The organism is Agrobacterium albertimagni AOL15, from assembly GCF_000300855.1.
GTDB lineage: Bacteria > Pseudomonadota > Alphaproteobacteria > Rhizobiales > Rhizobiaceae > Allorhizobium > Allorhizobium albertimagni.
In genome coordinates this window covers 78,787-104,370 of the sequence record NZ_ALJF01000011.1, presented here as the reverse complement: position 1 = coordinate 104,370, position 25,584 = coordinate 78,787, and the positions used below count along the sequence as shown (strand labels likewise).

Below are 25,584 nucleotides of genomic sequence, written 5' to 3'. Positions count from 1 at the left end.
CGCCGCAGGCGACGGGCCTTAAGTTCATTCCTGAAACCGTTTAGCGGACCAGGATGTTCCGGAACTGCCACGGATCCTTTTCGTCGAGATCTTCCGGGAAGAGACCCGGGCGACCGTCGAGCGGGGTCCAGTCGGTGTAGTGGCCTTCGACCGGGCCGAGATAGGGCGATTGCACTTCGAGGCAGCGCTTGTAGTCCATCTCGTCGGCTTCGACGATGCCGGCCTTCGGGTTCTCGAGTGCCCAGACCATGCCGGCGAGCACAGCCGAGGTCACCTGCAGGCCGGTTGCGTTCTGATAGGGCGCGATGCGGCGGGTTTCTTCGAGCGACAGGCGCGAACCGTACCAGTAGGCGTTCTTCTCGTGGCCGTAGAGCAGCACGCCAAGTTCGTCGACGCCGTCAACCAGTTCGTCTTCGTTCAGGACGTGCAGCACCGGCTGCTGCGTGCCGCCATTGCCGAACATCTCGTGCAGCGAAAGCACGGCGTCGTTGGCCGGGTGATAGGCATAGTGGCAGGTCGGGCGATAGACGACTTCGCCATCCTTCTCGACGGTGAAATAGTCGGCGATCGAGATCGACTCGTTGTGGGTGACGAGGAATCCGTATTGCGGGCCGGGGGTCGGGCACCAGGTGCGAACGCGGGTGTTGGCGCCCGGCTGCTCCAGATAGATCGCAGCCTTGCAGCCCTTCTTGTGCTTCTTGGCGTTCTTCGGCATCCAGTTTTCATGGGTGCCCCAGCCGAGTTCGGAGGGCTGCAGGCCTTCCGAGATGAAGCCTTCTGCCGACCATGTGTTCCAGAAGACGTTGAGCGGCTTCGGGTTCTTCGTGCGCTGGGTATCGCGCTCGGCAATGTGGACGCCCTTAACGCCAACCTTCTTCATCAGCTTGGCCCAGCCGTCGCGATCGTTCTGGTCGGGCTCGTCAAACTTGATGCCGATTTCATGGGCGAGGTTGACGAGGCCCTGCTTGACGAACCAGGAGACCATGCCCGGGTTTGCGCCGCAGGTGGAAACGGCCGTCGTGCCACCCGGGTTCTTCGCCTTTTCCTGGCGCACGGTTTCGCGCAGCGCGTAGTTGGTGCGCTCGGAATTCTTCATGCTCTTGTCGAAGTAGAAGCCGAGCCAGGGCTCGACAACCGTGTCGATGTAGAGCACGTCGAGCTTGCGGCAGAGCTTCATCAGGTCGAGCGAGCCGGTGTCGACCGACAGGTTGACGCAGAAGCCCTGGCCTTCGCCTTCGGTCAGAAGCGGCTTCAAAAGCTTCTTGTAGTTCTCCTTGGTGACGTGCGCCTGGATGTGCTTGATGCCATGCTTGGCCAGCAGGTCTGCCTCGTCATTGCGGGGATCGATGACGACCATCCGGCTCTTGTCGAACTTGAAGTGGCGTTCGATCAGCGGCAGGGTGCCGCGGCCGATCGAGCCGAAACCGATCATCACGATCGGGCCGGTGATCTCGCCATAAACCGGGTAGGTCATTTCGCTCATTTCCGTCTCCTTGGAGGCCCGGTCATTATGCCTGGGCCATGTTTCCGGCCTGTGTTGTGCGGCCGGAGCGATACTGGCGGTTCTAGATCACAAAAATCTGACACAATAAAGGGTAGGGGCATGGGGGTGAGGGGCCTCACCGCTGATTTTCGAGTGCTGTATCTTGCCGCAGGTGAGCGACGAGCCGGTCACGCTGGATGTCGAGCCCCTTGTAGCGGAGCTGATCGTTGGCCAACCCCTCCAGCTGCTCGGCCAGAGCCGCGCGGAGCCTTAGGCCTTCCGGGTGGTTCCTGAACGCCGTGACCGGGTCCAGATAGATGCGGATCGTGAAGACGATCGCGCCGGTTTCCGGCAGTTTCGTCAGTGTCTGGCGCTCGACACGCACCACGGCCTCGCCCGGTTCAGCGGCGTCATTGCGGCCGGTTTCCGGGTGAAAGAGCTTTTGCCGCCAGTTGATTGACCAGTTGAAGCGCTCTGCGGGCAGGCCGGGCGCGAGATTGTCGAAGATACGATTGATCATCACCGCGTTGCGCGTGCCGCCCTGGAACCCCGGCACATGCTCATGGACCGCCTCAATCGGTCGGTCGAATTTCTCCGCAAGCGACCAGGAGGATGGGAAGGAGAGATGGGCGGCGGCGATGGACCAGCCGGCCTCGCGCTTCATCATGATCACCAGATCGTCCTGTACCAACATTCCGGCGCGGAGCAGTGGAGGGAGTGTGTGGTCGGCAAGGCCGGTCTCAAGCATGTGTCGTGGATGATGGGCTTTGAGATGGGCGATGAGGGCTGCCAGACATTCCTCCTGGGCGGGGAGACTGTCTTCAGTCGCCCGGAAAACGTCATCAAGCCGTGTCGCTGCCAGCGCGCGCTTTTCGTTCAGGTAGCGATCGCACTCGGCATCCGGCTCGATCCAGCGCTGAGGGTCGAGCGCCGAGAGGCCGATGGCGAAGGGGCGGGTGGCACCGGCATAGGGCGTATGGGTGAAGGGCATGGGCTCAGGCTCCAGCGGATCGCCGTCCGTGTCAATCTCGGCCAGCCATGAATGCGCTGTCGGTCATCGCTTGAGGTAGTCCACAAGGGCGCGCAATTTCGGGGCCATGTTTCTGCGGCTTGGATAATAGAGGTAGAAGCCGGGGAAGGTCGGACAGTAATCCTTGAGGACGGCGACCAGTTCGCCGCGCGCGAGCGGTTCCGCAAACGAATCCTCCATGCCGAAGGTGATGCCCGCACCGGCGACAGCGAGCTTCACCATCAGGGTCATCTCGGTGGTGGTGATGCTCTCGGCAACCGCCACCGAAAACTCCTTTCCGTTCTCGGCGAACTCCCAACGATAGGGTGCGACGCGCGGGCCGGTTCGCCATCCGATGCAGCGATGGTTTGCGAGCTCGCGCGGATCGGCCGGCGTTCCGAAGTCCTCGAGATAGGCTGGGGAAGCGACCGCCAGCTGTCTCAGGTTCCCTGAGACGGGAACCGCGATCATGTCCTGTGCGATGACCTCACCGAGCCTGACACCGGCGTCATAGCCTTCGGCGACGATGTCGAACTCCTCGTCGGTGACCGTCACATGCAATTTGACTTCGGGATGTTGCCTGGCGAAGCGAGCGAGCAGAGATCCGGAGAGAAAGCTTTCCGCAATCGACGACACCGCGAGATTGAGCTGTCCGCGCGGTCTTCTCTGTAGATTGGCCGCGGCCTCCAGAGCATCGGTCATCTCGACCAGCGAAGGGGCGATCTGGGTATACAGACGTTCGCCGGCTTCCGTGAGGGCGACGCTGCGGGTGGTGCGGGCCAGGAGGGCGATGCCGAGCGCTTCTTCCAGCTTGCGGATCGACTGGCTGACGGCCGATCGGGTGACCCCGATGCGGTCTGCTGCCGCGCGGAAATTCCTCTCCTCCGCAACCAGGGCGAAGACGGCAAGTGCGTTCAGATCGTGCAACATTGGTTAGCTCTCCTTTCCAGTGAGGAAAGTTTTCAGCGGCTTATCGCGACAATGGCGCAGCCTTATCTTCCTGACAAGCGCATCTGGCGCGAGGCAAAAAAGGAAACGTCATGGATAAGGTCGTCTTGATTACCGGTGCATCGAGCGGGATCGGGGTGGGCATCGCCCACGAATTGGCGAAAGCTGGAGCAACCGTGGTCCTCGGTGCGCGTCGCATCGACAGGCTGGAGAAGGTGGCGAAGGAGATCCGCTGGGCCGGCGGTCAGGTGATGACGCGCAACCTCGATGTCACCGATCGCGCCAACGTGGCAGCCTTTGCCGCGGCCGCGCGGCAGGAATACGGACGCGTCGATGCGATCGTCAACAATGCAGGCGTCATGCCGCTTTCGCTGATGTCGTCGCTGAAGGTCGACGAATGGGACCGCATGGTGGACGTCAACATCAAGGGCGTCCTCTACGGGATCGCGGCCGTGCTGCCCGAAATGACCGCGCGGGGTTCGGGCCATATCGTCAACATTGCCTCAGTCGGCGCGCTGACGGTCTCGCCGACGGCGGCCGTTTACTGCGCCACGAAGTTTGCCGTGCGGGCGATCTCCGATGGCCTTCGCCAGGAGAACGACAGGCTGCGTGTCACCTGCATCCATCCCGGCGTCGTCGAGAGCGAACTGGCCGACACGATCTCGGATCCCGTGGCTGCCGAAGCGATGAAAGGCTTTCGTGCCATCGCCTTGACACCCGATGCCATCGGCCGGGCTGTCCGATATGCGATGGAACAGCCTGACGACGTCGATGTCAGCGAAATCGTCGTGCGCCCTGTGCGTTCGCCTTACTGACGGAGGCCAGGATAAAGCGTTTTCACCCCATTGCTCTTGGCACCGTCATCGCACTGGCGACGGCGCCGGTTTATCCCCTCAACGTTCTGGCAGAAGAAAACATGGATCAAACATCGAAAACCGAGCAGTCCCACCCTTACGTCGGCATGTGGGTTACCGAAGACGGCAGGATCCGGCACGAACTCCTGCCGAATTGCCGTTACGATGAGGCCCGAGGATCCAGAGAGCGCGCCTATCAGGGACGCTATGTCGTCACCGGCAATCACATCGACCATTGGGACGATACGGGCTTTACAGCCGACGGTACCTTCGTCAGCCAAGACGTGCTGCACCACGGGGGCATGATCTTTCACCGACGAAAGTAACCGGGCTCAGCCGTCCACCAGTTCTGCGCGGATCAGGCCGCGCAGGGAGTTGCCGACAAAAAGCTTGCGCTGGCGAAGGTCGTCGAGTTTCAGCACTTCGCCACGCGCTTTGCGCTCCCGGATCAATTCGGCGCGCAGCACGCCCGGCAGGAGACCGCTGGTCAATGGTGGGGTGAGCAGCATGCCATCGGCTGCTTCGGCAAACAGGTTGGTAATCGTGCCTTCGCAGACTTCTCCCCGCTCGTTGAGCAGGAGCACTTCGTCGGCCTCATCCTTGGAAAACTCGGCGCGGGCGGCCTCGTAAGGCTCGCGCCGGGATGTCTTGTGGCGGAAAAGGCTGTCTTCGGATTGCAGCCTTGTCTTTGCGATCTTCAGGCGCCAGACCGTTTCTTCCGGGATCGGCTCGAAGGGCGTCGCCGTCACCTCCATCTTGCCGCGATAGGTCATGACGAGTCGTACCCGCAGCGGTGTCTCGCCGGACACTTCCTTCTCGAGCTTGCCTTTTGCGTCTTGCGGTTGGCGGAAACCCAGCGCATCGGCGGACCGGGACAGACGGCGCAGATGCTGGTCGAGCCGCAGAAAGCCTGCGTCCGGCTGCCATCGCATCGTCTCGATCAGCGAGAAATCCATTGATCACCCAGGGCAAAACGCGCCTTCAGCAGGCATTCCTCGTATTCGGCCTCGGCCTTCGAATCGAAGACGATGCCGCCGCCGACATTGAAGACGGCGCGCCCCTCGTTGAAAAGAGAGATGGTGCGGATTGCCACTGAAAAACGCATGGGGCCTGCAGGGTCGCACCAGCCGATTGCGCCGCAATAGACGTCGCGCGGGCCGGCTTCCAGTTCGTGCAGGATGCGCATGGCCCACATTTTCGGCGCGCCAGTCACGGATCCGCAGGGAAAAAGGGCGGCCATGATCTCGGGGAGGCCGAGGTCGGGCGAGAGTTTCGCCCTGACATAGCTGACCATCTGGTGAACCGTTGGATAGGTCTCGATCGCGAAAAGCTTGGGGACCGAGAGGGTGCCGACCTCTGTGATGACGGAAACGTCGTTGCGCAGGAGGTCGACGATCATCCTGTTCTCGGCTTGCGTCTTCCCGTCGGCAAGCATCGCGTCGATGATCGCCTCGTCCTCCTCGGGGCTTGCGCCGCGCGCTGCCGTGCCTTTCATCGGGCGCGTCTCGATCCAGCCATCCTCGTCGACAGAGAAGAAGAGTTCGGGCGAGCGGGAGAGGATGACGGGACCGATGCCGTCATCGATCAGCGCGCCGTAATGCACCGGCTGGCGGCCGACGAGCGACCAGAAGGCCGCGCGCGGGTCGCCGTCCCAGCGCGCCTCGACGGGCATGGTGAGATTGGCCTGATAGCAATCGCCCTTGCGCAGATGATCATGCAGTCGGTCGAAGCGGCGGCAATAGGCTTCGAGATCCCATGCGGCGCGCGGGTCGCTCAAGAGCGGCGCGTTCGGAATATTCGAGGGCGCCTGTGCGAGTGGGTGCGCTGCCGGTGCGGGAGCGTCGTAAACCCCCATCGATATCAGCGGCGTCTCACGCCCATCCTCGATGAGGGGCCTGAGCTTCGGTTCGAAGACGAAGCCTGCTTCATAGGAAAGATAGCCCGCCAGCCACTTGCCGGACTTGCGGTGCGCTTCCAACTTGGCGAGCGCAGGCTCGACCTCGTCCGCCGACCGGGCGACGACGAGCGTTTCCGGTTCGGCAAAGACGAGGCTCGTCCCCGCGCGGTCGTCGCGGAAGAGCGCATAAGGCGCGTGGTCACGCATGGGATGTCGGCAGCTCCGGTTCAGGCGGCCTTATCTAACGCTTCCAGCTCGTCGATCAGCCCCTCGATCATCGACAGACCCTTGGCCCAGAACGACGGATCGGTGGCATCGAGGCCGAAGGGAGCCAAAAGCTCGGAGTGATGCTTGGTGCCGCCGGCCTTCAGAAGCTCGAAATACTTGTCCTGGAAGCCCTGGTCGGCATTCTGGTAGACGGCATAAAGCGAGTTTACCAGGCAGTCGCCGAAGGCATAGGCATAGACGTAGAATGGCGAGTGGATGAAATGGGGGATATAGGCCCACCAGTTCTCATAGCCTTCCGAGATCTTGATCGCCGGCCCCAGGCTTTCCTGCTGCACGGAGAGCCATAATTCGCCGATTTTCTCGGCCGTCAATTCGCCCTCCTTGCGGGCCGTGTGGATCTTGCGCTCGAATTGGTAGAAGGCGATCTGGCGCACGACGGTGTTGATCATGTCCTCGACCTTCTGGGCGAGCATGGCCTTTCGTTCGCGTTTATCGGTCGTCTTGTCGAGAAGGGCGCGGAAGGTCAGCATTTCGCCGAAGACGGATGCGGTTTCGGCGAGCGTCAGCGGGGTCTGGCACATCAGTGCGCCCTGGCCGCCGGCGAGCACCTGGTGTACGCCGTGGCCGAGTTCATGGGCAAGCGTCATGACATCGCGCGGCTTGCCGAGGTAGTTCACCAGAACATAGGGGTGAGCCGAAGGCACTGTCGGATGGGCGAAGGCGCCCGGGGCCTTGCCCGGGCGGGCAGGCGCATCGATCCAGCCGCCGTCGAAGAAGCGGCCGGCGATCTCGGCCATTTCGGGTGCAAAGCCGCCATAGGCAGACAGCACCATGTCCTTGGCTTCATCCCATGAGATCAGGCGGTCCGGTGTTTCGGCAAGCGGCGCATTACGGTCCCAGAAGTTCATTTGGTCCATGCCGAGCCACTTTGCCTTCATCTTGTAATAGCGATGCGAAAGGCGCGGATAGGCTTCGCGGACCGCTTCGGCGAGTGCATCGACCACTTCGCGTTCCACGCGGTTGGCAAGATGGCGGCTGTCAGCGATGTCGTCGAAACCGCGCCAGCGGTCGGAGATGTCCTTGTCCTTGGCGAGCGTGTTGGTCACCAGAGTGAAGATGCGGATATTGTCCTTGAAGGTCTTCGACAGGGCTTCGGCAGCCAGCTTGCGCTTCGCCGGGTCGGCATCCTGAAGAAGCGTCAGCGTCGGCTCCAGCGGCATCTCGTCTTCGCCGACCTTGAAGCGGAGTGCGGCAAGCGTCTCGTCGAACAGGCGGTTGAAGGCGGCGGCACCCGTCTGCGACTTTTCAAGGAAAAGTTGCTCGATCCGGTCGTCGAGCTGGAAGGGCTTGTCCTTGCGCAGGTCGACGATCCAGGGACGGAAGTGGCCGAGAGCCTGATCGCGGTCCATGGCCGCATCGACGGCGTCGTCGGGCAGGCGGTTGAGTTCCAGCGGGAAGAAGAGAAGGCGGGACGACATGTCCGTCAGCTTGGCCTGGATGTCGCCGAAGAACTTGCCGTTCGCCGGATTGGTCATGTCGGAATAATAAGTGAGGCCGGCATAGGAGGCGACGCGACCGAGCAGGTCTTCGAGTGCTTCCATCTCCCGCAGCGCTTCGGCCAGCGAGCCTTCTCCGACGGTTTCGAGAGATGCTGCAAGCTTGCCCTTCCACTTCGTCTCAAAGGCAAGCGCATCGGCGCCGGCCTTCTCGACGGCACCGAGAAATTCCGACGAGGTCTGGCCGGGATAAAGGTCTTCGAGTTTCCAGACGGGAAGGTCGCCGAGGTTTTGATCCCTGCTCGCGGAGGCCTGGGTGAGGGGGCTTAAGGCGGGGCGGCGGTCGATCATCATGGTGACGTCCTTTCTCTCGTTCGTTCGGGAGATGTAGTCAGTCGTCCGCCGATGGGCAAGCAGCCGGGTGTGCCGGTGTGGGGCGACCAGAGCGAGCCGATTGCCGCAGCGCCCCTGTGGATTGTGCCATAAACGGTTAAGGACCGTTAAAATGTTAGGTTTTCTCCCAAGAACATCTTCAGGCCTTTCTGCCAGTCTGCCCGCGATAACCCAGGAGCGCGAACGCGCCGAAACAGCCTCGGGGAGCGCAAGTTGACCGCACAGATTCTACTCATCGATGAAGATGCCGCCGAGCGCCGCAGCATGAAGGCTGCGATCGAAGCGCACGGCCATGCCGTTCATGTCGCCGACACCGCGCAAGCGGGTGTCGATCTCTTCCGCCGCCACGCCGAGCAGATCGGTGTGGTGGTGCTCGACGTGACATCGGCAGACGGCCTGAACCCCAGCGTCATTCCCATGCTCGCCGAGATCAATGCAGGCGTGCCCGTCATTGTCTGTACCACGGAAGGCGCGACCGAAACCGCGCTCAACGCCGTGCGTGCGGGTGCTTTCGACTTCCTCGTCAAGCCGATCGCCCAGGAGCGGCTGATCGGCGCGATCGAATCGGCATTGAAGATCCATCGCACCAGCCTGCAGGGCCGCACGCCGCGCCGGGCCCGCAGCGGTTCGGTCAGCTTTTCCGACGTCGTTGCGGCCAGTGCGGCCATGTCGCGCGTCGTGGAGCTCGGTCGTCGTGCAGCACAATCGATGATCCCGGTGATGCTCGAAGGGGAAGCCGGCGTCGGCAAGGAACTCGTGGCACGCGCCATCCATGCTGCCAGCGATCGGTCGTCCCGTCCGTTCGTTTCGGTCAACTGCAATGCCATTACGCCTGCGCAGATCGAAGACGTGCTGTTCGGCAGCGAAACCCAGATGGGCAAGGTCGCCGAGGCCGAGGGTGGCACGCTCTTCATCGAGGAAATCAGCGAGTTGCCGCCGGTCGGCCAGATGCGCCTGCTCGAAGTCGTCCAGTCCGGCGAGGTGCATCGCAGCGGACAGGCGAAGCCCTTGAAGGCCAATGTGCGGCTGGTTCTGGCAACCAACAAGGACCTGATCGAGGAGGTCAAGGCCGGGCGCTTCCGCGAGGACCTCTATTACCGCGTCAACGTCTTTCCGATCACCATTGCGGCCCTCCGGCGCCGCAAGGAGGATATCCCGCATCTGATCCGGGCCTTTGTCGAGCGCTTTTCGCTCGAGCAGCGCCTGCCGCGGACCCTGCAGGTCGAATCCTCCGCACTTGCCCTACTGACCTCCTTCGACTGGCCCGGCAATACGAGGCAGCTCGAGAACGCGATCTTCCGCGCTGTTGTTCTGGCCGAGGGCACAAGCCTCAAGGAAAGCGACTTTCCGCAGATCGCAGCGCAGGTAACCAGTCATCGAGGCGCGACTGTCGGCAGCGAGGCGCAGGCCCCGGTGTATGAGCCAAGCCCGATCGCCAAGGTCCAGGCCGCTCTTGCCGAGCGCGCAGCGAGCTTCAGCGGCGGCCAGTCGGCTCCATCCACAGGTTTCAATGGATCGGCCTCCGGCAATGTCATCGTCAGCACCGACGAGGCCGGCAATGTGCGCAAGCTGGCCGAAATCGAGGAGGAGCTGATCCGCTTTGCGCTGAAGTTCTATCGCGGCCAGATGAGCCAGGTTGCCCGGAAGCTCGGCATCGGGCGGTCCACGCTCTACCGCAAGCTCAAGGATTACGGAATCGATCCCGACGATCCGCAGAAGGATGCCGCTTGATTTGCCTCAACCGTTCGATGTTAACTCTGGGGTAAGCTTAATCGCCTACCAAGGAGCTAAGCATTTGTTAGGCAAGCGTTCACCATAAAGTGACAGCTTGTGCGGATGTGGCAAATTTGCCATGGTATGACCGCATTTGACGTTCATTTCGGTTGGCGTGGGACGTAGTCTTTCGGACGGGGATTGCATTGCAGGCATCGCAGGACATCAGCGCGCTCTATGGACAAAACGAGCGCAAAATCCGGCTTGCGTCTGCGCAGTCGGTGAACCGGCTGTTGTCTTCGCTGTTTGCCGCCCTTCTCATGAGCTTCTGCTTCCTGCTCGGCAATGCCGCAACAGCGCGCGCCGAGAGCCGCACCCTCAACATCGAATTCGTCCATACCGGCGAACGCGCCTCGATCACCTTCAAGCGCAATGGCCGCTACGACCCCAACGGTCTGAAGCAACTCAACTATATTCTCCGTGACTGGCGTCGCAACGAGCCGACGAAGATGGACCCGCGCCTCTTCGATCTCGTCTGGGAGGTTTACCGCCAGTCGCGTGCCAAGGGCTACATCAAGGTCGTATCGGCTTATCGTTCGCCTGCCACAAACAACATGCTGCGTTCGCGCTCCCAGGGTGTCGCGAAGGAAAGCCAGCACATGCGCGGCACCGCGATGGACTTCTACATTCCCGGTGTTCCGCTGAAGACGCTGCGCGAAATCGGCGTCAAGATGCAGGCCGGTGGCGTTGGCTACTATCCGAATTCCGGCTCGCCGTTCGTTCACATGGATGTTGCCGGCGTGCGTGCCTGGCCGCGCATGAACCGCCAGGATCTCGTGCGTCTCTTCCCCGATGGCAAGACCGTGCATATTCCTGCCGACGGCAAGCCGTTGCCGGGCTATCAGCAGGCGCTCGCCGAATACAAGCGTCGCGTCGCGTCCGGCAACACCGTCATGATCGCCGAGGAAAAGACCCGCGGGCGTCCGCGCAACTTCCTTGCCATGCTGTTCGGCGGTGGCGACGAGGATGAGGTCGAAGATGTGCCGCAACCCGCCGCCCGTCCGGCTACGGCCCAGCCGGCTCCGGCCGCGCCGCGTCAGGAACCCGTCGTGACGGCGTCCGAGCCGGTGATGGTCGCCAATACGCTTCCTGGTGTCGATGCCGCGGATGCGCCTGTCCCGCAGGCCCGCCCTTCACTGCGTCCGGCCGACAACAGCCTTGCCGTTGCGCTCTATCAGCCGCCGCGTAACGCCGCCGAGGATGCGCTGCAACAGGTCGCAAGTGGCGTGCCCACGCCGGCCAGCGCGCCGTCTGATCAATTTCCCGACCTCGCCTCCTTGAATGTGCCCGTACCGACGCTTCTGAATACGCGTCCTGGCGCTGGTCCCGCGGAAGGGGTAATGACGGCCTCGATCGATCCGAGTTCGGAAGCCATGCTGCTGTCCGAAGGAATGGCCGTACCGGTTCCGGCAGCGCGTCCGCAGGTCGCCGAGGCGCTGCTCGCCTCCGCCCAGGCGGAAGCCGAAGCGGAAGTGGATGAAGTCGAACAGGCGATCCTGTCGCCTGAGGCCGCTGCCGCCCTCGAAGACAGCACCATGCCGGAAATGGCCGCACCGATCCCGTCGAGCGCGCCCGCTCAGGCCGAGCTTCGTGCCGCACCGGCGCCGGCTGCAAAGCCTGTCGAAATGGCGTCGATCCCGCCGCAGCAGGAAGCCAGTGTCGAGCCGACCACACAGTTCGGCGACATGTTCGATGCACCGTCCGAGCCAGTGGCAGACGCCGATGCAGTCGTGCCGAAGAAGGGCGGTCGTCCGGGTCAGGAAGATGCAGAGCGTGCGCATATGGCGATGTATGGCGGTACTCAGCTGACCAAGAACATGATCGAGCAGTGGGCGCTGAACCAGGGCAAGTTCGACGCCGTCGCCAAGCCGGTGAAAGCACCTCGCGTCGTGTCCCGTTCGCTCGTGGCACCCCCGACCGCTGTTCCGGACGGGTTCCGCCTCGATGCCACCACGGTCGATCCGAGCCGCTTCGGCGCTCCCTGATCCAAGGCTTTTCCAGATTGCAGACAAAAAAACCCGCCGGATCGGCGGGTTTTTTGTCTGTCGCAATGCGCCTGCCTCAGCCTTCCGGCGGGCTCTCGATCATGCCGAGCGCGTGCAGGTAGGTGTCGAGGATCAGATCCTCTTCCATGCGCTCCTGGTCGTCCTTCTTGCGAAGCGCGATGACCTTCTTGAGGATCTTGGTGTCGAAGCCCATGGACTTGGCTTCGCCGTAGACATCCTTGATGTCGTCGGCGATGGTCTTCTTTTCTTCTTCCAGGCGCTCGATGCGTTCGACAAAGGCACGGAGCTGGTCGCGGGCGACGCCGTGAGCGGCATCAGTCATGGGCAATCTCCTTCATTGCGGGGATGGCATTCTCGGGATGGTTTTCGTGGCGTCCACGTGCCGCGAAGCAGCGTCCGCGTCAAGTCCCAAAGCTTGTGGGAAGCGTCATTCCTTCGGGCGGTTCTCTTCGAAGGCTTGCTGCTGGGCGGTGCTCGCTTCGCTCTGATTGCGTGCTTTCCATTCGTCATAGGGCATGCCGTAGACGATCTCGCGGCTTTCGTCCTTGGTTAGGTCGAGGCCGGTTTCCTTGGCGGCGTCGAGATACCAGTTGGACAGGCAGTTGCGGCAAAAGCCGGCAAGGTTCATCAGGTCAATGTTCTGCACGTCTGGACGATTGCGCAGATGGGAAACAAGCCGACGAAAGGCGGCCGCTTCGAGTTCGGTCTGCTGGTCCTTAGTCGGGAGCGTCATGCTGTCCTCCTTCAGGGCGCGGTGGGTTGCGCGGGGTAGGGGCCGGTGCGCGAGGCATGGATTTCATACTCGTGCAGCTTCGGGTCGGCATTGAGGCGTTCGAAGATCGGCGCGAGGCGATCGGCCCAGGCGGTGACGCCGGCTTCGTCTGCTATCAGGTCCTGGCGAACTTCCAGTAGCGCATGCGGAATGCCCGTAATCATGCAGTGGCGATACATGGTGTCGCCCTTGAGCGCGCCGTCATAGGGTTCGTTGTCGCCTACGAGGATACCCGAAGCCGCCAGTCCATCAATCAGGGGGCGGACAGCCCGTCCATCTGTGTCCCACAGGACAGCCGCATGCCATGGGCGAGGCACGCCCTTCCAGGCGGGTGTGTAGGAATGCAGTGAAAGCACCAGCGGCGCTTTGCCCGAGGCGTCCGCGACCTTGGCGATCACATCGGAGACCGCACCGTGGTAGGGCCGATGATAGGTCTCGATGCGGTGCTGCCATTCCTCCGATGTGATCGGATGGTTTCCGGGCACGATGGCGCCGTCGGAGATGCGCATGATGATCGTCGGGTCATCCTCGCCGCGATTCGGATCGATCAGCAGACGGGAGAAGCGTGACATGACCGCGGGGACGCCGAGGCGGGCGGCCAGCTGCCGGGTTAGCGGCTCGATACCGATGTCATAGGCAATGTGACGGCTAAAGGCGGTATCCGGCAGCCCAAGTCTTCCATAGGGCTTGGGCACGATATTCGTCGCGTGGTCGGCGAGGAGCACCAGGCCAGCGTCGAAACGGCCATCCAGAATCTCGAAAACGGGGGAAACATTCATCAGTTTGAAGCCATCGTCTGGTACAAGCGCTTGATCGCATGGGGAATGGGGGAGCGCAAGCTTTCATGGCTGTCACGTTTGTGCCAAGATCGAACATATAGGTTTTGAGACTGGCCAAAGGCAGAAAATATAATCGATTAGAGTTGCGTTGACATTCTCTGGTCAGCATCGCAAGAAGGCATCCCATGCGCATTTTTGGAGTTCCGGCGGCAATCGTGCATCACCCGATCAGACAGACTTTCGACCGTGCCACGGCACGTTTTCTGAAGCCCCTCCTGATCGCGGGTGCGCTGTTTTCGCCCATGCTGGCAGCCTCTGCTGCCCATGCCGAGTTTCGTGTCTGCAACGGCACGCAGAACTTGGTCGGGGTCGCGGTCGGCTACCGGGCTGAAGAGGGCTGGATCACGGAAGGTTGGTGGCAGGTTCCTGCCGGCACCTGTGCCACTCTCATCGAGGGTGAGCTCCAGTCGCGCTATTATTATCTCTATGCTGAGGATGCCGCTCGCGGTGGTCGCTGGACCGGTGACATCAACATGTGTGTCGCCGAAAACGAGTTCAAGATCGTGGGCGTGAAGGACTGCTTCGCGCGCGGCTATCAGCAGATGGGATTCAAGGAATACGACACCGGCAGGCAGGGGAGCTGGATGGTCCAGCTGTCTGATACGTCGGGCACCCAGGAAAGCCAGAACTGATGAAGCGAAACCGCAAAGTAAAGATCCTCGCCACGCTTGGTCCCGCCTCTTCCGATGAGGCGATGATCCGGAAACTGCACGAAGCAGGGGCCGATCTTTTCCGCATCAACATGAGCCATTCGAGCCATGAGATGCTGCGGACGCTCATCCAGCGCATTCGTAACGTCGAGGCCGCATGTGGCCGCCCGATCGGCATTCTCGCCGACCTGCAGGGACCGAAGCTCCGCGTCGGCAAGTTTGCAGACACGACCGTCGAGCTGAAGCCCGGCCAGACCTTCACGCTGGACAGCAATGAAGCGCCCGGTGATGCAAGCCGCGTCTACCTGCCGCATCCGGAAATCCTCGAATCGGTCAAGGTGGGCGACCGTCTGCTCATCGACGACGGCAAGCTGCATCTGAAGGCTGTCAAATGCGACGGCAAGACGATCGTCACGGAAGTCGTCTCGGGCACGAAGATCTCCGACCGCAAGGGCGTGAGCCTGCCCGACACCATTCTCGCGACCGGTGTTCTCACCGACAAGGACCGCGCCGACCTCGACGCGGTGCTCGCCACCAATGATGTCGACTGGGTCGCACTCTCCTTCATCCAGCGCCCGGAAGATCTGGCGGAAGTCCGCAAGATCGCCAAGGGTCGCGTCGGCCTGATGTCGAAGATCGAGAAGCCGCAGGCGATCGAGCGCATCGACGAGATCATCGCGCTTTCCGACGCTCTGATGGTTGCCCGTGGTGACCTCGGCGTGGAAATGCCGCTCGAGCGTGTTCCCGGCATCCAGAAGCAGCTGATCCGTGCCTGCCGCCGCGAAGGCAAGCCCGTCGTCGTGGCCACCCAGATGCTGGAATCGATGATCACGGCCCCGGTTCCGACCCGCGCCGAAGTCTCCGACGTTGCGACCGCCGTCTTCGAAGGTGCAGACGCGATCATGCTGTCGGCCGAGTCGGCTTCCGGTCAGTATCCGGTCGAAGCGGTGGCCACCATGGCCTCGATTGCCGAAACCGTCGAGCGCGAGCCGCACTATCCGGGCATCATCTACGCCCAGCGCGCCCAGCCGGAAGCGACCGGCGCCGACGCCATCTCGCTCGCTGCCCGCCAGATCGCCGAGACGCTGCGTCTGCAGGCGATCGTCTGCTACACGTCTTCGGGCAATACGGGTCTGCGCGCCTCGCGCGAGCGTCCGGAAGTGCCGATCATTGCGCTGTCGCCGGTCATCCATACCGCGCGTCGCCTCTCGGTCGTCTGGGGCCTGCACTGCGTCGTCTCTTCTGAGCCGACCGATCTCGACGACATGGTCAACCGCGCCTGCCGCATCGTTGTCGAGGAAGGCTTCGGCAAACCTGGTGACCGCATCATCATGTCTGCTGGCGTGCCGCTCGGCACACCCGGTTCGACCAACATGCTGCGCATTGCCTATATCGGTTCCGACGGTCAGTCGGGCGTTTGAGCCAACCGCATCCTTGATCCGAAAAAGCCGCCTTCGGGGCGGCTTTTTTTATGGGGAATTATTGGCCTGCCTGAAGGGAAGGGGCGGAACCTACTGGCTCCACCCGAGTGGCCGCGAGTCGAGGCTCGACCGCGCGCGCCATGGCCTGAAGGTCGCGCTCTTTGCCCGCGATCTTTTCCAGGGCCGTGATGACGATTTCCGTCACGATATAGTCCGGCTTGTGCCCGAGGCCGGCAATCCAGACGAGTTCAGAGCCTGCAATATCGCGGGCGAGGCCCTTCGAATGGATCTCCTCCAGCACGATCTCATCGCTGTCGCCGGTGATGATAACCGTCGGCTTGTCGATCTCGCGGTAGCGCGGGGCAAAGCCGGTCACATAGGCATGCAGGCCGGCGACGTCCCTGGCATTCGAGCGGAAGGTGGAGGGACGCAGGACGAGTGCCGGCCCGGTGTCCTCGACATAGGTTTCCGGACGTGGATTGGGGGCGAAGACGTGGTCGGTCGCGGCTGTGATCCGCATCATGCCGGCATGGAGCGCCAGCGTTTGACAGAAGATCGGTCCGATCACCGGGGCAGAGGCGAGGTGGTAATACCAGTCGACGCCGCCCGGCCAGGGATGGGTGGCAGCCGCCAGGAAGACGAGCCCTTCCACCTTATCCGGATGCAGCACGCCGAAACTCGCGGTGATCGCGCCGCCGAAAGAGTGGCCGACGATGATTGCCCGCTCGATGCCCTTGTTCTCCATCAGCCGCGCAATCGCGTTGGCCTGTCCGTCCGGCGTGTCGTTCTCTGGCCCGCCGCGCTCCGAATAGCCGTGTCCCGGCCGATCGACGAAGAGAAGCTCGGCGCGGCCACGCAAAGTCTCCAGGAAGGCCCCCGCCTGGTCCCTCAGGTTGCCGGAGGCGCCATGGATGAACACGATCGGCGGCAGGTCGGCTTCAGGGCTTGCGGGCACGTGAAGGGCGTTCAGACGAAAGCCGCCGATATCGATGAGCTCACCGATGTTCGGTATCTTCGCCTCAATGGCGCGGGCACGGAGTTGCGTGGCAATGGCGAGCGCCGCGAGCACGGAGATGAGGACGAGGAGGATCACGAGCAAGACGAAACCGATACGGGGGAGGAGCAAGAGCGAAGCTTCCGGCATGGACGATATGGCAACAAGATCGTGCGGCTGTGCCGTTCGTCAAGATGACATGCGCGGCCCGCCTCCTGTTCCTCGCACAAGTCTTGTGTGGTGTACGGGATATCCGTATAGTCGGGTATGGCTGAATGGTTCGATCCGGAGAAGAACCAGATCAATACGGCGAAACATGGTGTTTCGCTGGCATTTGGAGATCGTATTTCGACGATCTCAATCATCTCGTTGTCCCGTCCATACGCGAACGCGACGGTGAGGACAGGTACAATGTGATCGGTCGAGTCGAAGAGAAGCTGTTTACCGGAGTGTTTGTGTGGCGCGGGCAGGAACCACGTTTCATCTCGGTCCGGCGAAGCAATCAAGGAGAAGAGCGTGCCTATCGTGATACCGGCTGATCCGAACGACAATGAGGACTTTGACGTCTCGGCGGAGGCGCTAGACCGTGCGCAGCGTTCGCGATTGATCCGCCGCACCCGCACGGCCCTTGGTTTGTCGCAAACGGAGTTCGCGTCTCGATTTCGCGTGCCTGTGGGAACGCTCCGCGACTGGGAACAGGCGAGGGCAACGCCGCCTGATTTTGCGATCGCCTACGTGCGGGTGATTGGCAAACATCCCGATCTCGTGGCGAAGGTGGTTGCCTGAGCGGGTGCCGCCGCGGGTTTGGCTAACTTACGTCCGCTGGCCAGCCAGTTCTTCGGACAGCTTGGCGACAATCTCCTGTGCCTCGCGGTCGGCGGGGAAGACTTCGAGATAGCGTTCCCAGGCCTTCAGTGCCGCATCCTTGCTGCCGCGTTCGGTGAGAATGCCGGCAAGGCCGGCGATGGCGCCGAAGTGTCGGGGCTCCAGCTCCAGCACCTTTTCGATGTCGGAGACGGACTTCTTGTAGTTGCCCATGGTGAAATGCAGCGTGGCGCGCTGATTCCAGGCGCCGACGAAATCGGGCTTCAGGGTGATGGCCTGATCAATGAAATCGAGGGCAGCCGCGTTGCGTTTTTCCGCGGCGGCCTTAGCGGACCATTGCATCAGAAGATTGATCGTCGGGCTGGAGGACTCGCTCCAGGTCGCCATCGTGGAATTGGCAATCTGCCGGGCCGCCTGCGGATTGCGCTCTCGTTTGAGTTCGGCGAGCAGATCATCGACCGTCTTCGGCTTGGCTGGCGGCCTGAGTGGGATCTGTTCGACAGGCATCTCAGTTGCCTGCGTGCCACCTTGCTCTTCCGGCGCCTGTGCGGCGACGGTGCCTGCAAAGAGCAGGGCGGGCAGAAGCGGGAGGGTGAGGGCGAGTCGCAAAGAAAAACGGCGCATGCAGGGAAGGTAGTCCCTCAGCGCCGTCTTTCAAACTCAAATTTCCGATATCAACACGCCGCATGCGGCGGGCAGTCCGTCCGGCTCATGGGATCCTGAGATCCCGGGGCATCAGCCCTGGCGAGCCTTGAAGCGCGGGTTCTGCTTGTTGATGATGTAGATACGGCCCTTGCGGCGAACCAGACGGTTGTCGCGATGACGGGCCTTAAGCGCTTTCAGCGAGTTCTTGATCTTCATTTTTCTGGTCCACAACGATTGTCGGGGAATGTGTCATTCACCCACTGTGTTCAAACAATCAAAAGCGCGCCGCTGGGCGCGCCCCTGAAGAGTTGGCGGCAATTAGCCCGAGGGAGGCCGCCGTGTCAACATCTCCGGCCGAAAATGCGGGACGCATCCTGCTAAAAAACCGGGAAAATCAGTCGCGAAACGGCAGGATTTCGGTCACATGACCCATCTTGCGGCCGGGGCGGGCTTCCGTCTTGCCGTAGAGATGGACGAGCACGTTCGGCTTTGAGAGCCAGGCGGGGACAGAATCGATGTCGTCGCCGATCAGATTCGTCATCACGCAATCGGAGTGGCGCACGGTATCGCCGAGCGACAGAGAGGCAACCGCGCGGATATGCTGCTCGAACTGCGAGACGATGCAGGCAGCCTCCGTCCAGTGGCCGGAGTTGTGCACGCGGGGCGCGATCTCGTTGGCGATCAAGCTGCCGTCTTTAAGCACGAAGAACTCCATGCCGACGACGCCGACGTAGCCCAGAGCGTCCAGCAGCCTGGTCGCGGCCTCGCGGGCGGCCTTGGCCGTGTCCTGCGTGATCGCGGCGGGCTGGGTCGATGTGTGCAGGATGCCGCCCCGATGAACATTCTCGGTCGGGTCGTAGCAACGGACTTCGCCATCGGTGCCGCGGGCGGCGATGATCGAGATCTCGCAAACGAAGGGCACGAAGCTTTCGAGAATGAGCGGTACCGAGCCGAGTGCCTCATAACCGCCGTCTGAGCTGTCGCCCTTACGATAGACCTTCTGGCCCTTGCCATCGTAACCGAGGCGACGGGTCTTCAACACGCCTTCACCGCCAAAGTCAGCGAGTGCGGCGTCGAGGTCGGCTTGGCTGTCTACGGCATGGAAGCGCGCGGTTTCGATGCCGGATGCGTTGAGGAAGCGCTTTTCCGTGACGCGGTCCTGGGCAACTTCGAGTGCCTTCGGCGGCGGATAGACCGGCACGCTGGCAGCCAGTGTTTCGGCGGCCGAAACGGGCACGTTTTCGAATTCATAGGTGACGACATCGCAGAGGCGGGCGAGCTCGGTGAGTGCTGCCGGATCGTCATAGGCTGCCGTGATCTGCTGGTTGGCCACCTGCGCAGCGGGGCTGTCGGCCTGCGGTTCGAGGATCACGGTGCGAAAATTCAGCCGGGCGGCGGACATGGCCAGCATGCGACCAAGCTGGCCGCCACCGATGATGCCGATGGTGCGGATCGTCATGGGGCCTCGTCCACGGGATATTCTGCGACCGATGCCGTCTGGCGTTCGACCCATTCGTCGAGGCGATCGGCCAGTTCTTCGTCGAAGGCGGCAAGCACGCGGGCGGCCAGCAGGGCGGCGTTGACGGCGCCAGCGCGGCCGATGGCCAGCGTTCCCACGGGAATGCCGGCGGGCATCTGGACGATGGAATAGAGGCTGTCGAGGCCGGACATCGTTTTCGACTGAACGGGCACGCCGAAGACGGGCAGATTGGTCATCGAGGCGACCATGCCCGGCAGATGGGCAGCACCGCCTGCGCCGGCAACAATCACCTTGAAGCCCTCGTCGCGGGCGCCCTTGGCAAAGGCGACCATGCGGTCGGGCGTGCGATGTGCCGAAACGATGCGGGCTTCATAGGAGACGCCGAGTGCGTCGAGCGTGTCGGCGGCATTCTTCATGGTCTCCCAGTCGGACTGGCTTCCCATAATGATGGCGACGGGCGGGCACTCAGCTGTCATCTCGTATCCTTGTGCCTTCAGGCGATGATGTCGGGAATGATCTGGTCTTCCAGCGCGGTGATCTTGTCCTTGATGGACAGTTTCTTCTTCTTCATGCGCTGAATCCGAAGGGCATCGCAGCCGGTCGTGATCATGGCATTGATCGCCGCGTCATAGTCTTCATGTTCCTGGCGAAGCCGTGCCAACGAAAGCCTGACGTCGGCCTGTTCCTGATCGGCCATGCTTGTTCCCCATTATCGCCGTGTGGCCCATCCTTTAAGGATGCCCCGAAGATTCGCGCAAGCTCCTATCACCAAATACCGGTAACGGGAAGTTATCCTTGTCTCCGATTTTCAAGGTCGTTTTCGGCCAATTCGCCTTCGACAAACCGCATTTCTCGTGTCACATTATCTTCGCAAAGCCTGAAACTCCAGCGGATGAGGGCTGGAGGTAGGCGATAAGGAAGGACGCATCAAATGACCATACAGGCTCATCTTGAATCGCTGCAGAAGAAGCATGGAGCCCTGGAGGATCAACTCCATGACGCGCTTGCATCTCCCTCCGTTGATGACCGGCACATTGCCGAGCTGAAGCGCCTGAAACTGCGCCTCAAGGATGAAATGGAACGCCTGAGGGCCTCCACACGCCACTGATATCACCTTCCGGCTGCGCCGGGATCTGGCGGACCCAAAGACCGATCCCGATGTTTTCATGAAGCAGCCACGACACCACCCTCGGCCCCGGAGTTCAATCGACTTCGGGGCTTTTGTTTTGCCTTGATGACTGTTTCTTGAGGTTCAGGACCAGAACTGGTCGAGCCACATGTTCATGCGGTCGAAGCCCGGGCGATTGATCACATAGATCCGCCGCGTGCCTTCCGAGCGGACATCGACGAGGCCGCTATCGAGCAATGCTTTCAGATGTTGCGAGACCGCAGGGCGGCTGATCGGCAGCTGCGCGGCAAGTTCGTTCACGGTCTTTTCCCCCCGACGCAGATCCTCGAGGATATGCCGCCGGTTCGGGTCTGCGATCGCCATGAACGGGTCTGCGTTCGTCATGACGGAAAGGTTATGTCAAAGGCCCTTCCGCGGCAAGCGGCGATGTGCGCTGCAACAAGCCATGACCGAACACGAAATCGCGCGTCAGATGCCGAAAAGCCCCCGGGTGCCATCCCAGGTCAGCTTGCTGCCGGCGATCAGGACCATGCCGTACATCAACGGGTAGAAGATCGCCGGTCTCAGGTAATGCACGAGGCGGGCTCCGGCGAGCGTCGATACCAGCGCGATGGGCAAGAGGGCTGCCGACAGGCTGAGATTGGTCGCGTCCAGTTCTCCGAGCGCAAAATAGGGGATGACCTTGATCGCGTTGAGGATGGCGAAGAAGCGCGTCGAGGTGCCGGTATAGGTCAGCGGATCGAGCTTCAGCGGCAGGACATAGATCTGGAAGGGCGGCCCGCCGGCGTGGGCAACAAAGCTCGCATAACCGGCGAGTGAACCCCAGAAGGAGCCGGCGACAGGGCGCTGGGCTGCGGGGGCCGTTTCCTGTCCCTTGTAGGCCGCCCAGCTTTCGAGGAAATATTTGAGCGAAAAGACGATCGAGATGCCGCCGAGAACCAGGCGCATCGCATCCGCCGAGACATAGGTCGATGTCGCCCAGCCAAGTCCGATGCCGATGACGGCACCCGGCAGCATGGCGACGAGGGTCGCGCGATTGTTGTGATGCCGCCAGGCCCAGAGTGCGACGGCGTCCATGACGAGAAGGATCGGCAGGAAGATGGCGGCGGCCTGCATCGGCGGTACGGCGAAGGCGAGGAGGGGCACGCCGATCAGCGCAAAAGCGCCGCCAAGGCCGCCTTTCGACAGGCCGACAAGGGCAACAGCGGGAATGGCGACGGCATAGAAGTTCGGGTCTGTCAGCATTGCGCGGTTGATCCTTTCGGAAGAGCGGTCTATCGGATTTGTCTAGAGAAAACGAGGACGAAATCCTGAGAAACGGACCTGTCCCGCACACGGAAACACCGCGCATGATCGATAATCGCTGCCGCCTGGTCCTCATCGTTCCCGATATGGCGGATCCCGCCGAGCGCGCCGAAGTGCTCGGCAATGCGCTGCGCGGCGGCGATGTCGCATCGGTGATCATCCCGCAATACGGGCTCGACGACACCGTCTTCCAGAAGCATGCCGAGATGCTGGTTCCAGTGATCCAGGAGGCGGGTGCCGCAGCGCTCGTCGTCGACAACAGTCGCGTCGCGGGTCGGGTGAAGGCGGATGGACTGCATGTCAGCGGCAATGCCGAAGCGCTTGCCGAGGCCGTCGAGAAGCATGCGCCGAAGCTGATCGTCGGCGGTGGCAATGCCATGGACCGCCACCATGCGCTGGAAATGGGCGAGATCCAGCCTGACTATATCTTTTTCGGCAAACTCGACGGGGACATCAAGCCGGAGGCGCATTCGAAGAATGTCGCGCTCGGCGAATGGTGGTCGTCGATGATCGAGATCCCGGCCATCGTCATGGGCGGAGCCGATCCCTCTTCGGCCGTCGTCGTTGCCGAAAGCGGCGTGGAATTCGTGGCGCTGGGCAAGGCCGTCTTTGCCGATCCGGCACAAGCTGCCGCGATTGTGACCCGGGTCAATGCCGAGCTTGACGAAAAAGCGCCACGGTTTGAAGATTGAACCGCCTGATGCGTTCAATCTCGTCCCATCATCGCCTGATTCTCGCCGTGCTCGCCGGGGCATGCCTTGCCTTGGCCAGCCCGGCCATCGGTCAAGAGGGCGAGGATGGTCTGGAGATCGGCGATGCGCCGGCCATCCTGCCGGCCGATCCCGATGAAGCAGGCGAGATCGAACGCGGGGCACGGCCCAGCAGCAGCACGGGCGACGCCAATACGCTTGATCGCGGTGACCGGGATTCCCTGCCGCCTGTGACAAAGGGCGCCAAGCCGACCGCGGACGATAAGCCGGACGAGTTGCAGGGCATCAATATCTACCTGCGCATGGGCGCACCGCTGCCGGAACTGCCGCCGGAAAAGCCCTATGATGGAAAGCCCGACGAGGCCTATGGCGCTTTCCAGCGCGGATTGTTCCTGACGGCCGTCGACAAGGCGCTGCCGCGCGCCCAGCTTGGGGATCCGGCTGCCCAGACACTGCTTGCGGAAATCATGTCGCGCGGGCTCGGCGTCAAGCGTGACCTGAAAGGCGCTGCCTTCTGGTATGGTCAGGCTGCCCAGGGCGGCGATCCTTCCGCCATGTTCAAATACGCGCTTCTCCTGATGGAGGGGCGCGAAGTGACGCAGGACAGAGCCAAGGCCGATGATTACATGCGGCGCGCGGCCGATGCCGGCAATGCCTCGGCGCAGTTCAACTGGGCGCAGATCCTGGTGTCGGGCACGCCCGGCGTACGCGGCCTGACCGCCGCCATGCCCTATTACGAAAAGGCTGCCGAGCAGGGGATTGCCGATGCGCAATATGCGCTGGCGCAGGTCTATTCCGCGTTGAAGGACGTGCCGCCGGAAAAGAAGGCGCGGGCTCGCGAATGGATGATGCGGGCGGCTCGCGCCGGTTTCGACACCGCGCAACTCGACATGGGGCTATGGCTGGTCAACGGCTATAACGGCCCTCGTGATTACGAGGCCGGCTATCGCTGGCTTTCCATCGCGGCTGCGCGCGGCAACGTGGTTGCCCAGAACCGCATCGCCCATCTCTATATCAATGCGCTCGGCACCGGCCCCAATCCGGTCGAAGCCGCCAAGTGGTATGTGCTGTCGCGCCGTGCGGGGCTCAAGGACCCGGCGCTGGAGGACTTCTATCTGGGGCTCAACGAAGAACAGCAGAAACAGGCGATCGATCTTGCCAACCGCTTCCGTCGGATCTGACGAGACCAGGTTCTGCCGCTGTATACCAAGTCTCTATAATAGATACGTATAGGATGGCCGTCAGAGGCCATCGGCGAGGTGCGGCGCGCCTAGCCGATCTCTCTTGGCCTGCAGGACCGGTGGGGCCGATCCTATCGGTTCCTGCTGTCGAGATCTGGTATCAAGGGAAGGGCGGCGGTCATGGATCTCATCGATGTCTTTCAACGTCTCGGGCTTGCGATCGCCATCGGTGCCGCCATCGGCGTCGAACGCCACTGGCGCGAGCGCGACGAGCCCGAGGGCGCGCGCATTGCCGGCATCCGGACCTTCACCCTAATTGGAATGACCGGCGGCATCGGCGGGCTTCTTGATCAAGGCATGACGCCGTCCGGACTGTCCGGGCTGATCATTGCGAGCTTCCTGATCGTGATTGCCATGGTTCTCCTGCGGTTTGGCCTGATGGAGGCGCGGGCCGAAGGCTCGTTCAGCGCGACGACCGTCATTTCGGGCATCACCACTTTCGGCCTGGGTGTCCTTGCTGTCGCGGGCGATATGTCGGTCGCTTCTGCGGCGGGCGCTGCCACCGTCACGATCCTTGCCAGCCGCGAGTTCCTGCATGCCGCGATCCGACGGCTGACGTGGATCGAGCTCCGCTCAGCCGTTGTGCTGCTTGCCATGGGCTTCGTGCTACTGCCGCTCATTCCGGCTGATCCCTATGGCCCGTTCGGCGGGGTCTCGCCCCGCAGTCTCGTGATCCTGGTCATCATGCTCGCCTCCATTTCCTATGTCGGCTACGTCGCCGTCCGACTGATCGGTGGCGGGCGCGGGGATCTCGTCGCCGGTGCCGTAGGTGGGCTTGTCTCCTCGACTGCAACGACGCTCGCCATGGCGCGCCAAAGCCAGAACACGGCAGTGGCCGCCGGTCCCGCAGCCGGTGCGATCGCTGCCGGCAGCATCTCGCTCTTCCGGACGGCGCTTCTGCTCCTCGCGCTCGCTCCGGCGCTCGGCTGGCGCCTGTTGCCCGGCTTACTCGTTGCCGGTGGCATAATGCTGGCAGGCGCCATGACGGCCATCGCTCGCGCCGACACGGCGTCGGAGGCAGACCTGCCCGGTAATCCGTTCGAGCTGTCGCAGGTCATCAAGATGGCTGTTCTGATCACCGTCATCGCCTTTATCGCGCGTGCGGCAAGCCAGATCTTCGGTGACGGCGGCCTTTATGTGGTCTCGGCCCTGACGGCGCTTGCCGATGTCGATGCGGCGACGGTCACGCTCGCCGGCATGCTGCCTGCGCTCTCTCTCGACGTGGCGCTCATTGCGGTCGGGATTGCCGTGACCGCCAACATGGTGGCGAAAGTGGTCTATGCGGCGGTCGCAGGTAGCCGTGGTTTCTCGCTTCGGCTCGCAGCCGCATCGGCGCTTGCCGTCGCTGGCGGCCTGATCGTCACCTTTGCTGCAGGGCACGTCTGAGCCGCGTGCATGGGCCGAAAGGGCCAAGCCCCTTGAATTCCGGCGGCATTTGTGGTCTTGAACCGGCCAAACATCGCCGCCGACGCGCGCTCGCCCGTTG

Annotated in this window: 29 protein-coding genes; 12 read left to right on the top strand and 17 right to left on the bottom strand. The window is 62.3% G+C overall.

What is annotated here, in order from left to right:
* Positions 1-40: 40 nt before the first annotated feature.
* From QWE_RS14460 to QWE_RS14450, 3 genes are all read right to left on the bottom strand, one after another.
* Positions 41-1,483 carry a homospermidine synthase gene (locus QWE_RS14460; RefSeq protein ID WP_006726892.1) on the bottom strand — a complete coding sequence of 481 codons (1,443 nt, stop codon included), beginning with the start codon at positions 1,481-1,483 and terminating at the stop codon, positions 41-43.
* 136 nt (positions 1,484-1,619) lie between these two features.
* A complete protein-coding gene (locus QWE_RS14455; RefSeq protein WP_006726891.1) occupies positions 1,620-2,474 on the bottom strand; it encodes a heme-dependent oxidative N-demethylase family protein in 855 nt (284 codons plus the stop codon).
* A gap of 63 nt (positions 2,475-2,537) precedes the next feature.
* Positions 2,538-3,422, bottom strand: a complete 885-nt coding sequence (locus QWE_RS14450) for a LysR family transcriptional regulator (RefSeq protein ID WP_006726890.1) — start codon at positions 3,420-3,422, stop codon at positions 2,538-2,540.
* A gap of 110 nt (positions 3,423-3,532) precedes the next feature.
* Here QWE_RS14450 and QWE_RS14445 point away from each other — a divergent pair, with 110 nt between their 5' ends.
* Positions 3,533-4,255 carry an SDR family oxidoreductase gene (locus QWE_RS14445; RefSeq protein WP_006726889.1) on the top strand — a complete coding sequence of 241 codons (723 nt, stop codon included), beginning with the start codon at positions 3,533-3,535 and terminating at the stop codon, positions 4,253-4,255.
* Between the two features lie 47 nt (positions 4,256-4,302).
* Positions 4,303-4,620 carry an Atu4866 domain-containing protein gene (locus QWE_RS14440; RefSeq protein WP_420804561.1) on the top strand — a complete coding sequence of 106 codons (318 nt, stop codon included), beginning with the start codon at positions 4,303-4,305 and terminating at the stop codon, positions 4,618-4,620.
* A gap of 6 nt (positions 4,621-4,626) precedes the next feature.
* Here QWE_RS14440 and QWE_RS14435 read toward each other — a convergent pair whose 3' ends face one another.
* Genes QWE_RS14435 through QWE_RS14425 form a run of 3 tightly spaced genes read right to left on the bottom strand, consistent with a single transcriptional unit; the run spans position 4,627 to position 8,266 of the window.
* The gene (locus QWE_RS14435; protein WP_006726887.1) at positions 4,627-5,250 is read right to left on the bottom strand and encodes an aminotransferase class IV family protein; all 624 of its coding nucleotides are present in this window, start codon (positions 5,248-5,250) and stop codon (positions 4,627-4,629) included.
* Positions 5,235-6,398, bottom strand: coding sequence for an aminodeoxychorismate synthase component I (locus QWE_RS14430; RefSeq protein WP_006726886.1), 1,164 nt, complete (start codon positions 6,396-6,398; stop codon positions 5,235-5,237). The genes QWE_RS14435 and QWE_RS14430 overlap by 16 nt, the downstream gene beginning before the upstream one ends.
* 20 nt (positions 6,399-6,418) lie before the next feature.
* Positions 6,419-8,266 carry a M3 family oligoendopeptidase gene (locus QWE_RS14425; protein ID WP_420804560.1) on the bottom strand — a complete coding sequence of 616 codons (1,848 nt, stop codon included), beginning with the start codon at positions 8,264-8,266 and terminating at the stop codon, positions 6,419-6,421.
* 255 nt (positions 8,267-8,521) lie between these two features.
* Here QWE_RS14425 and QWE_RS14420 point away from each other — a divergent pair, with 255 nt between their 5' ends.
* Positions 8,522-10,039 (top strand): sigma-54-dependent transcriptional regulator, encoded by a 1,518-nt coding sequence (locus tag QWE_RS14420; RefSeq protein ID WP_006726884.1) that lies wholly within the window; start codon positions 8,522-8,524, stop codon positions 10,037-10,039.
* Positions 10,040-10,227: 188 nt separating this feature from the next.
* Positions 10,228-12,066, top strand: coding sequence for a peptidoglycan L,D-endopeptidase MepK (locus QWE_RS14415; protein WP_006726883.1), 1,839 nt, complete (start codon positions 10,228-10,230; stop codon positions 12,064-12,066).
* A 76-nt stretch (positions 12,067-12,142) separates the two neighbouring features.
* Here the strand turns inward: QWE_RS14415 and QWE_RS14410 are convergent, their stop codons facing one another.
* The 3 genes from QWE_RS14410 to QWE_RS14400 all read right to left on the bottom strand — a co-directional run bounded on the left by QWE_RS14410 (position 12,143) and on the right by QWE_RS14400 (position 13,638).
* A complete protein-coding gene (locus tag QWE_RS14410; RefSeq protein ID WP_006726882.1) occupies positions 12,143-12,409 on the bottom strand; it encodes a DUF2312 domain-containing protein in 267 nt (88 codons plus the stop codon).
* A gap of 105 nt (positions 12,410-12,514) precedes the next feature.
* Positions 12,515-12,820, bottom strand: a complete 306-nt coding sequence (locus tag QWE_RS14405; protein WP_006726881.1) for a DUF1244 domain-containing protein — start codon at positions 12,818-12,820, stop codon at positions 12,515-12,517.
* 11 nt (positions 12,821-12,831) lie between these two features.
* Complete coding sequence (locus QWE_RS14400; RefSeq protein WP_006726880.1) at positions 12,832-13,638, bottom strand: N-formylglutamate amidohydrolase; 807 nt, start codon at positions 13,636-13,638, stop codon at positions 12,832-12,834.
* Positions 13,639-13,940: 302 nt separating this feature from the next.
* Here QWE_RS14400 and QWE_RS14395 point away from each other — a divergent pair, with 302 nt between their 5' ends.
* Both QWE_RS14395 and pyk read left to right on the top strand, forming a co-directional pair.
* A complete protein-coding gene (locus QWE_RS14395; RefSeq protein ID WP_085942941.1) occupies positions 13,941-14,330 on the top strand; it encodes a DUF1036 domain-containing protein in 390 nt (129 codons plus the stop codon).
* On the top strand, positions 14,330-15,769 hold the full coding sequence (pyk, locus tag QWE_RS14390) for a pyruvate kinase (protein WP_006726878.1): 1,440 nt from the start codon (positions 14,330-14,332) through the stop codon (positions 15,767-15,769). Before QWE_RS14395 ends, pyk begins: the two co-directional genes overlap by 1 nt.
* Before the next feature lie 58 nt (positions 15,770-15,827).
* On the opposite strand, the gene QWE_RS14385 is transcribed toward pyk, so the two are convergent.
* Positions 15,828-16,913, bottom strand: coding sequence for an alpha/beta fold hydrolase (locus QWE_RS14385; protein ID WP_006726877.1), 1,086 nt, complete (start codon positions 16,911-16,913; stop codon positions 15,828-15,830).
* 125 nt (positions 16,914-17,038) lie between these two features.
* Here QWE_RS14385 and QWE_RS24760 point away from each other — a divergent pair, with 125 nt between their 5' ends.
* Together QWE_RS24760 and QWE_RS14380 are read left to right on the top strand one after the other, a co-directional pair.
* Complete coding sequence (locus QWE_RS24760) at positions 17,039-17,302, top strand: BrnT family toxin (RefSeq protein ID WP_006726876.1); 264 nt, start codon at positions 17,039-17,041, stop codon at positions 17,300-17,302.
* A complete protein-coding gene (locus QWE_RS14380; RefSeq protein ID WP_006726875.1) occupies positions 17,280-17,549 on the top strand; it encodes a helix-turn-helix domain-containing protein in 270 nt (89 codons plus the stop codon). Before QWE_RS24760 ends, QWE_RS14380 begins: the two co-directional genes overlap by 23 nt.
* 27 nt (positions 17,550-17,576) lie before the next feature.
* Here QWE_RS14380 and QWE_RS14375 read toward each other — a convergent pair whose 3' ends face one another.
* The 5 genes from QWE_RS14375 to QWE_RS14355 all read right to left on the bottom strand — a co-directional run bounded on the left by QWE_RS14375 (position 17,577) and on the right by QWE_RS14355 (position 20,410).
* Positions 17,577-18,212, bottom strand: a complete 636-nt coding sequence (locus QWE_RS14375) for a tetratricopeptide repeat protein (protein WP_006726874.1) — start codon at positions 18,210-18,212, stop codon at positions 17,577-17,579.
* A gap of 111 nt (positions 18,213-18,323) precedes the next feature.
* Positions 18,324-18,449, bottom strand: a complete 126-nt coding sequence (gene ykgO / locus QWE_RS14370; protein ID WP_006726873.1) for a type B 50S ribosomal protein L36 — start codon at positions 18,447-18,449, stop codon at positions 18,324-18,326.
* 178 nt (positions 18,450-18,627) lie between these two features.
* Complete coding sequence (locus QWE_RS14365; RefSeq protein WP_006726872.1) at positions 18,628-19,692, bottom strand: 5-(carboxyamino)imidazole ribonucleotide synthase; 1,065 nt, start codon at positions 19,690-19,692, stop codon at positions 18,628-18,630.
* Positions 19,689-20,189 carry a 5-(carboxyamino)imidazole ribonucleotide mutase gene (gene purE, locus QWE_RS14360; protein WP_006726871.1) on the bottom strand — a complete coding sequence of 167 codons (501 nt, stop codon included), beginning with the start codon at positions 20,187-20,189 and terminating at the stop codon, positions 19,689-19,691. The genes QWE_RS14365 and purE overlap by 4 nt, the downstream gene beginning before the upstream one ends.
* A gap of 17 nt (positions 20,190-20,206) precedes the next feature.
* Positions 20,207-20,410, bottom strand: coding sequence for a YdcH family protein (locus tag QWE_RS14355; protein WP_006726870.1), 204 nt, complete (start codon positions 20,408-20,410; stop codon positions 20,207-20,209).
* A gap of 234 nt (positions 20,411-20,644) precedes the next feature.
* Between QWE_RS14355 and QWE_RS24755 the strand changes: the two genes are divergently transcribed.
* Positions 20,645-20,821, top strand: coding sequence for a YdcH family protein (locus QWE_RS24755; protein WP_006726869.1), 177 nt, complete (start codon positions 20,645-20,647; stop codon positions 20,819-20,821).
* A 144-nt stretch (positions 20,822-20,965) separates the two neighbouring features.
* Here the strand turns inward: QWE_RS24755 and QWE_RS14345 are convergent, their stop codons facing one another.
* On the bottom strand, positions 20,966-21,226 hold the full coding sequence (locus QWE_RS14345; protein ID WP_040300270.1) for an ArsR/SmtB family transcription factor: 261 nt from the start codon (positions 21,224-21,226) through the stop codon (positions 20,966-20,968).
* A gap of 84 nt (positions 21,227-21,310) precedes the next feature.
* The gene (locus QWE_RS14340; protein WP_006726867.1) at positions 21,311-22,087 is read right to left on the bottom strand and encodes a sulfite exporter TauE/SafE family protein; all 777 of its coding nucleotides are present in this window, start codon (positions 22,085-22,087) and stop codon (positions 21,311-21,313) included.
* A 104-nt stretch (positions 22,088-22,191) separates the two neighbouring features.
* Between QWE_RS14340 and QWE_RS14335 the strand changes: the two genes are divergently transcribed.
* From QWE_RS14335 to QWE_RS14325, 3 genes are all read left to right on the top strand, one after another.
* The gene (locus tag QWE_RS14335) at positions 22,192-22,839 is read left to right on the top strand and encodes a thiamine phosphate synthase (protein ID WP_006726866.1); all 648 of its coding nucleotides are present in this window, start codon (positions 22,192-22,194) and stop codon (positions 22,837-22,839) included.
* 8 nt (positions 22,840-22,847) lie between these two features.
* Positions 22,848-24,038, top strand: coding sequence for a tetratricopeptide repeat protein (locus tag QWE_RS14330; RefSeq protein WP_006726865.1), 1,191 nt, complete (start codon positions 22,848-22,850; stop codon positions 24,036-24,038).
* A 180-nt stretch (positions 24,039-24,218) separates the two neighbouring features.
* The gene (locus tag QWE_RS14325; RefSeq protein ID WP_006726864.1) at positions 24,219-25,484 is read left to right on the top strand and encodes an MgtC/SapB family protein; all 1,266 of its coding nucleotides are present in this window, start codon (positions 24,219-24,221) and stop codon (positions 25,482-25,484) included.
* Positions 25,485-25,584 lie beyond the last annotated feature (100 nt).